Annotated in this window: 1 protein-coding gene (cut by both window edges); it reads right to left on the bottom strand. The window is 73.7% G+C overall.

The whole window is internal to a type I polyketide synthase gene (locus ACTOWY_RS38920) on the bottom strand: the coding sequence, 29,394 nt in all, runs 95 nt past the left edge and 14,984 nt past the right edge, and what appears here is coding positions 14,985-29,299, spanning codon 4,995 (partial) through codon 9,767 (partial); reading right to left, the first codon wholly in view occupies positions 14,312 to 14,314. The start codon and the stop codon both lie outside this window.

Below are 14,315 nucleotides of genomic sequence, written 5' to 3'. Positions count from 1 at the left end.
CGCCTGCCAGCTGGACCAGGACGTTGAGCAGTCCGGCCTGGCGCAGGCGGCTGACCGGGATGGCCGCGAGCAGGCGGCGGACCTCGGTCTCCTCGGTGTCCGGGTGGTGCCCGTTGGTGTCCGGGGCCAGCACGGTGTGCAGGTGCGCGGCAAGTGCGGCCGCGGTGGGGTGGTCGAAGACCAGCGTGGCCGGCAGCCGTTGACCGGTGGCGGCGGCCAGGCCGTTGCGCAGTTCCACCGCGCTCAGCGAGTCGAAGCCGAGGTCGGTGAAGGCGCGTTCCGGGTCGACCGCGTGCCCACCGGAGTGGCCGAGCACCGCGGCGACCTGACCGCGCACCAGTTCCAGCAGCACGGCCAGTGATTCGGCCGGGGATCGGCCGGCCAGCCGCCGCCGCAAGGCCGCCGCGCCGCCGCCGCGCTGGGCGGTGCGCCGGGTGCGGACCAGGCCGCGCAGCAGGGCGGGCAGGTGTTCGTGGGTGCGCAGTCCGGCCAGGTCCAGCCGCAGCGGGACCGGGGCCGGGGTGGCCAGGGTGAGCGAGCGGTCGAACAGCGCGAGCGCCTCCGGGGTGGCCAGCGGGCGCACCCCGTCCTTCGGGGTCCGGCCGCCCATGCCGCCGGTGTCCGCCCACAGGCCCCAAGCGAGGGAGTGCGCGGGGTGTCCAGTGGCGCGGCGATGCGCGGCGAGACCGTCCAGGAAGGCGTTGGCCGCGGCGTAGTTGGCCTGGCCCGGCGCGCCGGTGACCCCGGCGGCCGAGGAGAACAGCACGAACGCGGTCAGGTCCAGCTCGCGGGTCAGTTCGTGCAGGTGCCAGGCGGCATCGGCCTTGGCCCGCAACACGGTGTCCAGCCGCTCGGGGGTCATCGACTCGACCACGCCGTCGTCCAGCACGCCCGCGGTGTGCACGATCGCGGTGACCGGGTGCGCGGCGAGCAGTCCGGCCAGGGCGTCCCGGTCGGTGACATCGCAGGCCACCACGGTGACCTCGGCGTCCAGTTCGGCCACCAGTTCGGCCGCGCCCGGCGCGTCCGGGCCACGCCGGCTGGCCAGGACCAGTTGGCGGGCCCCGTGTTCGGCGACCAGGTGGCGGGCAAGCAGCGCGCCCAGTGCGCCGGTGCCGCCGGTGATCAGCACCGCGCCGGTGTCCCAGCGCGGCGCGTCGGCGCCCAAGCTGGTGGCGGCGGCGAGCCGGGGCACCCGGATCTCGTTGTCCCGCAAGGCGAACTGGGGTTCGCCGGTGGCCAGTGCCGAGGTCGGCAACTCGGCCGCGTCCACCAGCACGAACCGGTCCGGGTGTTCGGTCTGGGCCGAGCGGATCAGGCCCCAGACCGCGGCGCCCGCCAGGTCGCGCACTTCTTCACCGGCGACGGAGACCGCGTCCTGGGTGTGCACGACCAGCCGGGCGGCGGCGAACCGCTCATCCGCCAGCCACTCCTGCAGCACCGCCAGCACCCGGCCGGTCGCCGTCCGCACCGCGGCTGGCACCTCGCCCGGTTCGGCGCGCACGGCCAGCACCACCGCGTCCGGCACCTCGACGATCTCAGCGAGGCCGCCGTCACCCAGCCAGGCCACCGACACTTCGCCGGTCGCCGGGGTGGCGAGCACCGGCCAGTCCACCTGGTACAGCGCATCGTCCGCGGTGCTGTTGGCCGCGGCGAGCTGTTCCGGGGACACCGTGCGCAGCACCAGCGAGTCGACCTCGGCCACCGGGAGTCCGCTGTCGTCGGCCAGGTGCAGGCGCACGCCGCTGCCCTCGGGGATCAGCCTGGCACGCAAGGAGGTCGCGCCGGTGGCGTGCAGGCGCACGCCGGTCCAGGCGAACGGCAGGCCAGGTCCGCCATTCGATTCGCCCTGGGCGGCCAGCACGTGCAGCACCGAGTCCAGCAGGGCCGGGTGCAAGCCGAAGCGGGCGTTGGCCGAGTCGGGCAGGGCCAGTTCGGCGTACAGCTCGCCGCCGTGCCGCCAGGCCGCGCGCAGGCCGCGGAACACCGGCCCGTAGTGCAGCCCGGCCTCGGCCAGGCGGTCGTACAACTCTTCCACCGCAAGGGTTTCCGCATCCGCGGGCGGCCAGTCGCCGAGTACGTCCGGGGTGGTCGACTCTGCGCTGAGCAGGCCGCGGGCGTGGCAGGTCCACGGTTCGGTGCGCGCGTGCTCGGGCCGGGAGTGCACGGTGACCGGGCGCCTGCCCTGCTCCCCCGCGCCGACCGAGACCTGCACCTGGACGCCGCCGCTGGCGGGCAGCACCAGCGGGGCCTCCAGGGTGAGTTCGGCCAGCACCGGGCTGTCCACCTGCTCACCTGCACACAGGGCCAGTTCGACAAATCCGGTGCCGGGGAACAACACCAGCTCGCCGACCGCGTGGTCGGCCAGCCAGGGCTGGGCGTCCAGGGACAGCCGGCCGGTGAGCACCGCGCCCGCGCCCTCGGGCAGCAACACGGCCGCGCCCAGCAACGGGTGGTCCATGGCCTGCTGGCCGATCCCTGCGGCGTCCCTGGCGGCGCCTGCCGCGTCCAGCCAGTAGCGCTGACGCTGGAAGGGATAGGTGGGCAGGTCGACCCTGCGGGCCTGGTGGCCCGCGAAGACCGCGGTCCAGTCCGGGGTGATCCCGGCGACGAACAACCGGCCCAGCGCCTCGGTGATCGATCGTGCTTCGGTCCGGTCCTTGCGCAGGCCCGGCACCAGGATCTCGTCCGCGGCCAGGATTTCCTGCGCCAGCGCGGTCAGCGCGCCACCCGGTCCGATCTCCAGGAACGCGGTGACGCCCTCGGCGGCCAGTGCGGTGACGCCGTCAGCGAAGCGCACGGTCTCCCGCACGTGCCGCACCCAGTACTCCGGCGTGTCCCATTCGCCGTCCACAGTGGACACAACCCGGATCTCCGGCGCGCTGAACGCGATCTGCTCGACCACGGTCCGGAACTCGTCGAGCATCGGCTCCATCAGCGGCGAGTGGAAGGCGTGCGAGACCCGCAGCCGCCGGGACTTGCGCCCCAGTGCCTCGGTGATCGCCCGCACCTCGTCCTCGGCTCCGGAGAGCACCACCGAATCCGGTCCGTTCACCGCGGCCACACTGACCAGCCCGGTCAGCAACGGCTCCACCTCGGCCAGTGCCGCCCGCACCGACACCATCACGCCGCCGTCGGGCAGCGCCTGCATCAACTGGCCGCGTGCCGTGACCAGGCGGCAGGCGTCTTCGAGGGAGAACACCCCGGCCACGTGCGCGGCCGCGATCTCGCCGATGGAGTGGCCGAGCACGAACTCCGGCCGCACTCCCCAGTTCTCCAGGAGCCGGAACAGTGCCACCTCGACCGCGAACAGCGCGGGCTGGGCGAATTCGGTCTCGCTCAGCTGCTTCTCGTCCGACCAGACGACCTCACGCAGCCGCGGGTCCAGCTCCGCGCACACCGCGTCGAAGGCCGCGGCGAAGGCCGGGTAGGTCTCGTGCAGTTCCCGGCCCATGCCCAGCCGCTGCGAGCCCTGCCCGGCGAACAGGAAGGCCAGTTTACCCTTTCCCGCAACACCTTCGGCCAGTCCGGCGGCGGGTTGACCGGCGGCCAGCGCCGCCAGTCCGGCCCGGAACTCGGCGGCCTCCGCGCCGACCACCACCGCCCGGCGTTCCAGTGCCGCGCGTCCGGTGGCCAGGGAGTAGCCGACCGACACCACATCCTCGTCCACAGTGGACAGCAGCTGTTCGGCCTGGGCACGCAGGGCGTCCTCGGTGGCTCCGGAGAGCACCCAGGGCACCAGCGCGGGTTCGACCGGGCGGGCGGGTTCGGTCGCCGGGGCCTGCTCGATGATCACGTGCGCGTTGGTGCCGCTGATCCCGAAGGAGGACACCCCGGCCCGGCGGGGCCGGTCCAGTTCCGGCCAGGCCACCGGCTCGGTCAGCAGCGCGACGGCGCCGGCCGACCAGTCCACGTGCGCCGAGGGCTCGTCCACGTGCAACGTGCGCGGCAACTCCTGGTTGCGCAACGCCATCACCATCTTGATCACGCCCGCGACCCCGGCCGCGGCCTGGGTGTGGCCCATGTTCGACTTGATCGACCCCAGCCACAGCGGCTCGGCCCGGTCCTGCCCATAGGTGGCCAGCAACGCCTGCGCCTCAATGGGATCGCCGAGCGTGGTGCCGGTGCCATGCGCCTCCACCGCGTCCACTTCGGACGGTCGCAGGCCGGCGGCAGCCAGTGCGGCCCGGATCACCCGTTGCTGGGCCGAGCCGCTGGGGGCGGTCAGGCCGTTGGACGCGCCGTCCTGGTTCACCGCGCTGCCGCGCAGCACGGCCAGGATCGGGTGGCCGAGCCGCTGGGCGTCGGAAAGCCGTTCCACCAGCAGCACACCCGCGCCCTCGGACCAGCTGGTGCCGTCGGCGGCCTCGGCGAAGGACTTGCACCGACCATCCGGGGCCAGGCCGCGCTGACGGGAGAACTCCACGTAGGAGTCCGGGGTGGCCAGCACGGTGACGCCACCGGCCAGCGCCAGCTCGCATTCGCCGGAGCGCAGGGCCTGCGCGGCCAGGTGCAGCGCGACCAGCGAGGAGGAACACGCGGTGTCCACGGTGACCGCCGGGCCCTCCAGGCCGAAGGTGTAGGCGATCCGGCCGGAGGCCACGCTGCCGGAGTTGCCGGTGCCGAAGTAGCCCTCGACCTCCTCCGGCACGGTGGTGATCCGGCTGCTGTAGTCGTGTGTCATCACACCGGTGAACACCCCGGTCCGGCTGCCGCGCAACGAGGACGGGTCGATCCCGGCGCGCTCGAAGCTCTCCCAGGAGGTCTCCAGCAGCAACCGCTGCTGCGGGTCCATCGCCAGGGCCTCCCGCGGGGAGATCCCGAAGAAGCCGGGGTCGAACTCGGCCGCGCGGTACAGGAATCCGCCTTCGCGCACGTAGGTGCGGCCGGGCAGGCCGGGTTCGGGGTCGAAGATCCGTTCCACGTCCCAGCCGCGGTCGGCGGGGAATCCGGAGATGGCGTCGGCGCCCTCGGCGACCAGCCGCCACAGCTGTTCCGGCGAACTCACCCCGCCGGGGTAGCGGCAGGCCATGCCCACGATCGCGATCGGCTCCTCGCTCGCCTGTGCGGCCACCGGTTCCGGCGCGGCCGGCTGCTGCGCGCCGAAGAGTTCGGTGAACAGGTGCTCGGCCAGTGCCTGCGGGGTCGGGTGGTCGAAGACCAGGGTGGCCGGCAGCCGCAACCCGGTCGCGGCGGCCAGGCCGTTGCGCAGTTCGACCGCGGTCAGTGAGTCGAAACCGAGTTCCTGGAAGGTGCTCGCGGTCCGGACGTCCTGGCCGGAGCGATGGCCGAGCGCGGTGGCGGTGCGGGCGGTGACCAGGTCCAGCAGCCCGGCGCGCTGGGTGGCGGCGGTGAGTCCGGCCAGGCGGCGCACACCGGTGCCTGCCCGGACCGCGGGTTCGGCGCGCTGCCCGCCGCGGCGCAGGCCACGCAGCACCGCTGGTGTCTGTCCATTGTGGATGTAGGAGCCGAGCTGGGCGGCGACCAGCACCGGATCGCCGGTGCCGGGGGCCGCGTCCAGCAGAGCCAGGGCGTGTTCGGTGGACAGCGCGACGCCGTCGCGGGCCAGCCTGCGCCGGTCGATCTCGGCCAGGTCGCCGCTCATCCCACCGGCCTCGGCCCACAGGCCCCAGGCCACCGACTGCGCGGGCAGACCGTTGGCGCGGCGGTGCTCGGCCAGTGCGTCCAGGAAGGAGTTGGCCGCGGCGTAGTTGCCCTGGCCGGGTGCGCCGAGGGTGCCTGCGGCCGAGGAGAACAGCACGAACGCGGACAGATCCTGGCAGCGGGTCAGCTCGTGCAGGTGCCAGGCCGCGTCCACCTTGGGCCGCAGCACGGCGTCCAGGCGTTGCGGGGTAAGGGATTCCAGCACCCCGTCGTCGAGCACCCCGGCCGCGTGCGCCACCGCGGAGAGCCGGTCCGGGCCGAGTTCGGCGAGCAGGGCGACCACCTCGGCGCGGTTGGCCAGGTCGGCCGCGACCACCTCGACCTGGGCGCCTGCCTCGGTCAGGTCGGCGACCAGTTCGGCCGCGCCGGGCGCGTCCATGCCGCGCCTGCTGACCAGCACCAGGTCGCGGACCCCGTGGGTGACCACCAGGTGCCGGGTGACGTCCACGGCGAGACCGCCGGTGCCGCCGGTGACCAGCACCGTGCCGGTGCCCCATGGCGAACTCGCCGGGGTGGCGCCGGTGCGGGCGCGGACCAGCCGGGGCACCCGCACCACGCCGTCGCGCACGGCGAGCTGGGGTTCGCCGGGAACCACCGCGGTGGCCGGGGAATCCAGCTCGCCGTCGGTGTCCAGCAGCACGAACCGGCCCGGGTGTTCGGACTGCGCCGAGCGGACCAGACCCCAGACGGTGGCCGCGGCCAGGTCGGAAATCCCTTCGCCGGCAATGGACACCGCACCCTGGGTGTGCACGACCAGGCGGGCGTTGGCGAAGCGCGGTTCGGCCAGCCACTGCTGGAGCACGGCCAGCACCGCGCCGGTGGTGGCCCGGGCCGAGCTGGGCAGGTCCGGGCCGGGTTCGGGCAGGCAGGGCAGCACGACCAGGTCGGGGACCTCGGTGAGCCCGTCCAGGCCGCCGGGGCCGAGCCGGGTGTGGGTGAGCGTGGTGGCGGTGCCTGCCGCGACCGGCGGCCAGTCCAGCCGGTACAGCGCGTCGTGGTGGCCGGTGTGCGCGGCGGCCAGCTGCGCGGTGGTCACCGGGCGCACCGCGAGCGAGCCGACCGAGGCGACCGGGCCGCCCTCGGCGTCGGCCAGTTCGATGGCCGCGTCCGCGCCGTCCAGGTCCATCCGGACCCGCAGTGCGCCCGCGCCCGAGGCGTGCAGGCGTACGCCGGACCAGGCGAAGGGCAGCGCGGTCTCCGCGGTGTCCCGGCAGAGGCCGAGCACGTGCAGGGCCGCGTCGAACAGGGCTGGGTGCAGGCCGTACCGGCTCGGATCGGCCACCGTGGCGGGCAGTTCCACCTCGGCGAACAGGGTGCTGCCGCGCCGCCAGGCGGTGTGCAGGCCCTGGAAGGCGGGGCCGTAACCCAGTGCTGCGCCGGGCTGGTCGTACCAGCCGGTGACGGTGAGCGGTTCGGCATCGGCCGGTGGCCACACGTCCTCGGTGAAACCGGTGGCAGTCAACGAAGTGCTCAGGGTGCCGCTGGCGTGGCAGAGCCACGGTGCTTCGTCCGGGGTCTGCTCGGGGCGGGCGTACACGCTCAGTTCCCGGCGGCCGTCGGTTTCCGGGCCGAGGGCGACCTGGATCTGCACCGCGCCGCTGGCGGGCAGGGACAGCGGGGCCTGCACGGTCAGCTCGTCCAGCGTCGGACAGTCCGCCTCGGCGCCGGCCCGCAATGCCAGTTCGACGAACCCGGTGCCGGGGAACAGGACCAGGTCGCCGACCCGGTGGTCGGCCAGCCAGGGCTGGGCGGCCAGGGACAGCCGGCCGGTCAGCAGCAGACCGCCGGAGTCGGGCAGTGGCACGGCCGCGCCGAGCAGCGGGTGGTCGGTGGCCTGCTGGCCCAGCACGGCCACATCGCCGCCCGCGCTGCCGGCCGCCAGCCAGTAGCGCTGGTGCTGGAAGGCGTAGGTGGGCAGGTCGATCCGCCTGCCACCGCGACCGGCGAGCAGGGTGGGCCAGGGCACCGTCTGGCCGCTGACGTGCAGCCGGGCCAGTGCCTCGATGAGTGCGGCGGCCTCGGCCCGGCCCTTGCGCAGGGCCGCGGCGGTCACCGGTTCGGGCAGGCAGTCCTCGACCATGGCGGAGAGCACGCCGCCGGGTCCGATCTCCAGGAACCGGCGCACGCCCCGGTCGGCCAGGGTCCGCACGGCATCGGCGAAGCGCACGGTCTCGCGCACCTGCCGCACCCAGTAGTCCACCGTCGCCGGGTCACTGTCCACAGTGGATACCATCGGGATCTCCGGCTGCTCGAAGGACAGTCCTTCGAGCACGGTCCGGAACTCCGCGAGCATCGGCTCCATCAGCGGCGAGTGGAAGGCGTGCGAGACGCGCAGCCGCCGGGTACGCCTGCCCTGGTCGGCCAGGGTCTGCGCCAGCGCCAGGACCTGGTCCTCATCGCCGGAGAGCACCACGGATTCGGGTCCGTTGACCGCGGCGAGACCGACCAGCGGGTACTCGGCCTGCAGCGGGGTGAGATCCGCCTCGGCCGCCTGCACCGCGATCATCACGCCACCGGCGGGCAGCGCCTGCATCAACCGGCCGCGTGCCGTGACCAGACGGCAGGCGTCCGCAAGGGAGAGCACCCCGGACACGTGCGCGGCGGCGATCTCGCCGATGGAGTGGCCCAGCACGAAGTCCGGGCGCTGGCCCCAGCTCTCCAGCAGCCGGAACAGCGCGACCTCCACCGCGAACAACGCGGGCTGGGTGAACTCGGTGGTGGCGAGTCGTTCCTCGTCCGCGGAGATCACCGCCCGCAGTTCCGGGTCCAGCTCGGCACAGACCGCGTCGAAGGCCGTGGCGAAGGCCGGGTAGGTGTCGTACAGCTCGCGGCCCATGCCCAGTCGCTGGGAACCCTGACCGGAGAACAGGAACGCGAGACCGCCGGGCCGGACCGAGCCGGTCACCAGGCCGGTGGCCGGTTCGCCCGCGGCGAGTGCGCGCAGGCTGTCGAGCAGCTCGGCGCTCTCCGCACCGACCAGCACCGCGCGGTGCTCCCAGTTCTGCCGCTGGGTCAGCGACACCGCGACGTCCACCGGTTCCAGCCCGGTGTTGCCGTCCACCACGGACAGCAGGCGGGTGGCCTGGTCCCGCAGGGCCTGCTCGCTCTTGCCTGCCAGCAGCCAGGGCGTGACCCCTGGTTCGATCCGCCGGATCACGGGCGCCACCGCGGCGGGCTGCTCGATGATCACGTGCGCGTTGGTGCCGCTGATCCCGAAGGAGGACACCCCGGCGCGCCGCGGACGGCCCTGCTCCGGCCAGTCCCTGGCCTCGGCGAGCAGTTCGACCGCGCCCGCCGACCAGTCCACGTGCGACGAGGGCTCGTCCACGTGCAGGGTCCTGGGCAGCAGGCCGTGCCGCATGGCCATGACCATCTTGATGATCCCGGCCACCCCGGCCGAGGCCTGGGTGTGCCCGAGGTTGGACTTGATCGAGCCGAGCCACAGCGGCTCGTCCCGGTCCTGCCCGTAGGTGGCCAGCAGTGCCTGCGCCTCAATGGGATCGCCGAGCACCGTGCCGGTGCCGTGCGCCTCCACCGCGTCCACTTCGGACGGTCGCAGCCCGGCCGCGGCCAGTGCCTGCCGGATCACCCGCTGCTGGGACGGCCCGTTGGGCGCGGTGAGGCCGTTGGACGCGCCGTCCTGGTTGACCGCGCTCCCCCGCACCACGGCCAGGACTTCGTGTCCGTTGCGCACCGCGTCGGAGAGCCGTTCCACCAGTAGCATGCCCGCGCCTTCGGACCAGCTGGTGCCGTCGGCGGCCTTGGCGAAGGACTTGCAGCGCCCGTCGGCGGCCAGACCGCGCTGGCGGGAGAACTCGACGTAGGTGTCCGGGGTGGCCATCACCGCGACGCCACCGGCCAGCGCGAGATCGCATTCACCGGAGCGCAGTGCCTGCACCGCCCAGTGCAGGGCGACCAGCGAGGAGGAACACGCGGTGTCGACGGTGACCGCCGGGCCTTCCAGGCCGAAGGTGTAGGCGATCCGGCCGGAGACCACGCTGCCCGCGCTGCCGGTGCCGACGTAGCCCTCCAAATCCCGTGGCACCGCGGACATCCGGGTGCCGTAGTCGTGGTACATCACACCGGCGAACACCCCGGTCTGGCTGCCTTGCAAGGACTTCGGGCTGATCCCGGCCCGCTCGAAGACCTCCCAGGAGGTCTCCAGCAACAACCGTTGCTGCGGGTCCATGGCGAGGGCTTCCCGCGGGGAGATGCCGAAGAAGCCGGGGTCGAACTCGGCCGCGCCGTAGAGGAAGCCGCCTTCCCGGGTGTAGGTCTTGCCGGGCAGGCCGGGTTCGGGGTTGTAGATGCCGTCCACGTCCCAGCCGCGGTCGTCCGGGAACACCGAGATCGCGTCGCCGCCGGCGGCGACCAGTCGCCACAGTTCCTCCGGCGAGCTGACCCCGCCGGGGTAGCGGCAGGCCATGCCGACGATCGCGATCGGCTCGTCCACGCTGGTGCGCACCGGTGCGGGCGTGCCGGGTTCTTCGGCGGCGCCGAGCAGTTCGGTGGCGAGGTAGCGGGTCAGCGCCAGCGGGGTCGGGTAGTCGAAGACCAGGGTGGCGGGCAGGCGCAGGCCGGTGGCGGCGGTGAGGCCGTTGCGCAGTTCGACCGCGGTGAGCGAGTCGAAACCAAGATCATTGAAGGCCCGTTCCGGTTCGATAGCGGTGGCCTGGCCGTAGCCGAGCACCACCGCGACCTGGCCGCGCACCAGTGTCAGCAGCCGGCTGTCCCGGTCGGCGGCGGGCAGCGCGAGCAGTTCCTGCCGCAGCGGCGCGGTGTGCGCGGTCCCGGCCTGGGCGCGGCGGCGGTGGTGCAGCAGGCCGTGCAACAGGGCGGCGGGGGCGCCGTTGGCGCGCAGTGCGGGCAGGTCCAGGCGCAGCGGGGCGAGCACGGCCCGGTCGGTGGCCACGGCCGCGTCGAGCAGGGCCAGTGCCTCGGCGGTGGCCAGTGGCCGCACGCCTTCGCGGGCCATCCGGCGCGTTTCGGCCTCGGTGAGCCTGCCCGCCATGCCGCCGGTCTCGGCCCAGGCGCCCCAGGCAAGGGAGTGCGCGGGCAGACCGGTGGCGCGACGGTGTTCGGCGAGGGCGTCCAGGAAGGCGTTCGCGGCGGCGTAGCTGCCCTGGCCGGGTCCGCCGAGCAGGCCGGAAGCGGAGGAGAACAGCACGAACGCGGCCAGGTCCAGCTCGCGGGTCAGCTCGTGCAACTGCCAGGCGGCCTCGGCCTTGGGCCGCAACACGGTGTCCAGCCGTTCGGGGCTCAGTGATTCGACCACGCCGTCGTCCAGGACCCCGGCGGCGTGCACCACCGCGGTGATCCGGTGCGCGGCGAACAGTGCGGCCAGCGCGGTCCGGTCGGCGACATCGCAGGCCAGCACGGTGACCTCGGCGGCCAGCTCGGCCACCAGTTCGGCCGCGCCGGGCGCGTCCAGGCCCCGGCGGCTGGCCAGGATCAGCTGCCGGATGCCGTGTTCGGCGACCAGGTGCCGGGCCACGGCGACGCCGAGGGATCCGGTGCCGCCGGTGATCAGCACCGCGCCGTCACCCCAGTCCGGCGCGGACCCGGCCACCGCGCGAGTCAGTCTCGGCACCCGGATCGTGTTGTCCCGCACCGCGAGCTGCGCTTCCCCGGTGGCCAGCACCGCGGGTGCGATCTCGGGTGCGTCGACGAGCACGAACCGGCCGGGGTGCTCGCTCTGCGCGGACCGCACCAGACCCCAGACCGCGGCGCCGGCCAGGTCGGAAATCTCCTCGCCCGCAACGGAAACCGCACCGTCGGTACGCACCACCAGCCTGGCCGCGGCGAACCGCTCCTCGGCCAGCCACTCGTGCAGCACCGCCAGCACCTGACCGGTGGCCGCCCGGACCTGATCCGGCATCTCGCCCGATCCGGCGGACACCGACAGCACCACCGCGTCCGGCACCTCGGCCAGCTCGGCGAGGCCGCCGTCACCCAGGGAAACCACGGACAGCTCAGCGGATTCCGGCGCGAGCACCTCGGTCCAGTCGACCTGGAACAGGGCGTCCGCGACACCGGGCGCACGGGCGGCGAGGTGATCCCCGGACACCGGGCGGGAGCGCAGGCCGCCAATGGTGGCGACCGGTTCGCCGAGGCCGTCGGCCACGTCGATGGTCACCGTGTCCTCGGCCAGCACCCGCATCCGCACCCGCAGGCTGGTCGCGCCGGTGGCGTGCAACCGCACGTCGTGCCAGGCAAAGGGCAGCCAGCTGCCGCCGATGCCGCGCAGGGCGAAGACGTGCAGGGCCGCGTCCAGCAGTGCCGGGTGCAGGCCGAAGCCGGTGTCCGCGTCGGGCAAGGCCACCTCAGCGAACAGCTCCTCGCCTCGCTGCCAGGCAGCACGCAGCCCGCGGAAGGCCGGGCCGTAGGTCAGTCCGGCGTCCTCGAACTCGGCGTAAACACCTTCCACCGCAACAGGTTCGGCTCCACTGGGCGGCCATTCCGGCTCACCGGGGCGAGCGGGCGTGAGCGCGGCGGACAGCGTGCCGCGGGCGTGGCAGATCCAGTCCGCGCCCTCGGCCCTGGCATGTACCGCGACGCCGCGGCGGCCGTCCTGGGCCGCGCCCACCATCACCCGCAGCTGAACGCCGCCGCGTTCGGGCAGCACCAGCGGGGCCTCGATGGTCAGCTCGTCCAGCACCGGGCAGTCCATCTGGTCCCCGGCCCGGATCGCCAGTTCCACGAACCCGGTGCCCGGGAACAGCGCGGTGCCGCCGAACCGGTGCTCGGCCAGCCAGGGCTGGGTGCTCAGCGACAGCCGTCCGGTGAGCACCAGGCCACCGTCGTCGGGCAGCAGCAGGGCCGCGGCCAGCAGCGGGTGGTCGGCCGCGGCCACGCCGAGTCCGGTGGCATCGCCTGGCCGGACGCCGCTCGCCGGCCAGAACCGCTGGTGCTGGAAGGCATACGTGGGCAGCTCCACCCGCCGGGTGCCCCGGCCCGCGAACACCGCGGCCCAGTCCGGCGACACCCCTGCGGTGAACAACCGGCCCAGCGCCTCGAACACCGAGCGTTCCTCCGCCCGGTCCCGGCGCAACGCGGGGGCGAGCACCGGCGCACCGGGCAGCGCGGCCTGGCTCATCGCGGTCAGCACCCCACCGGGGCCGACCTCCAGGAAGGTCCGCACTCCCTGCTCGTGCAACCGGGTCAGGCCGTCGGCGAACCGCACGGTCTCCCGGACGTGCCGCACCCAGTAGTCCGCCGTCGCCGGATCACCATCCACAGTGGACGCAATCGGGATCTCGGGCTGAGCGAAGGTCAGCCCGTCCACCACGGCCCGGAACTCGGCCAGCATCGGCTCCATCAGCGGCGAGTGGAAGGCGTGCGAGACCCGCAACCGCTTGGTCTGCACCCCACGCTCAGCCAGGGTCTCGGCAATCGCGAGCACCTCGGCCTCGGCGCCGGAGATCACCACGGACTCCGACCCGTTCACCGCCGCCACACTGACCAGGTCGGTCAGCAACGGCTCGACCACATCCAGCCCGGCCCGCACCGACACCATCACGCCACCCTCAGGCAACGCCTGCATCAACCGACCCCGCGCAGCCACCAGACGACAGGCACCGGCCAGCGAGAACACCCCCGCCACATGCGCGGCGGCGATCTCCCCGACAGAGTGCCCGAGCAGGAAGTCCGGTCGCACACCCCAGCTCTGAAACAACCGGAACAGCGCGACCTCCACCGCGAACAACGCAGGCTGAGTGAACTCAGTCCGATCCAGCGCCTCGGCCTCGGCCCACATCACCTCCCGCAGCCCGTCCCACTTGGGCAAACTCGCACGCCCGATTGAGCCAACCGGGCGTACCAGTTGGGCCAACTCGGCGAGGACCGCGTCAAAAGCCTGGGCGAACACCGGGAACCGGTCGTACAGCTCGCGACCCATGCCCAGCCGCTGGGAACCCTGACCGGAGAACAGGAAGGCCAGTCGTCCGGAGCCCGCCACGCCTTCGGTCAGTCCGGGGGCGGGTTGCCCGGCGGCCAGCGCGGCCAGCCCTGCCCTGAACTCGGCCACCTCCGCGCCGACCAGCACGGCCCGTCGCTCCAGCCCGGCCCGCCCGGTCGCCAGGGAGAACCCGACCGACACCACATCGTCGTCCACAGTGGACAGAAGTCGCTCGGCTTGCTCCCGCAACGCTTCCGGGGAGCGCGCGGACAGCACCCATGGCACCACCGCAGGCTCGGCAGGCTCAACCGGCGGCACGGACGGTGCCTGTTCGATGATCACGTGCGCGTTGGTGCCGCTGATGCCGAAGGAGGACACCCCGGCCCGGCGCGGACGCCCGTTCTCCGGCCACGGCACCGACTCGGTCAGCAGCGACACCGCCCCGGCCGACCAGTCCACGTGCGTGGACGGCTCGTCCACGTGCAGGGTCCTGGGCAGCTCCTGGTGACGCAGCGCCAGCACCATCTTGATCACACCGGCGACACCCGCGGCCGCCTGGGTGTGGCCCAGGTTGGACTTGATCGAACCCAGCCACAGCGGGGTTTCCCGGTCCTGGCCGTAGGTGGCCAGCACCGCCTGCGCCTCGATGGGGTCGCCGAGCACCGTGCCGGTGCCGTGCGCCTCGACCGCGTCCACTTCGGACGGTCGCAGACCCGCGGTGGCCAGTGCCGCCCGGATCACCCGCTGCTGGGAC

The sequence above is a fragment of the Crossiella sp. CA198 genome (assembly GCF_052078295.1).
GTDB lineage: Bacteria > Actinomycetota > Actinomycetes > Mycobacteriales > Pseudonocardiaceae > Crossiella.
The sequence above is the reverse complement of the archived record's forward strand: the minus strand, read 5'-3'. Positions and strand labels throughout refer to the sequence as shown.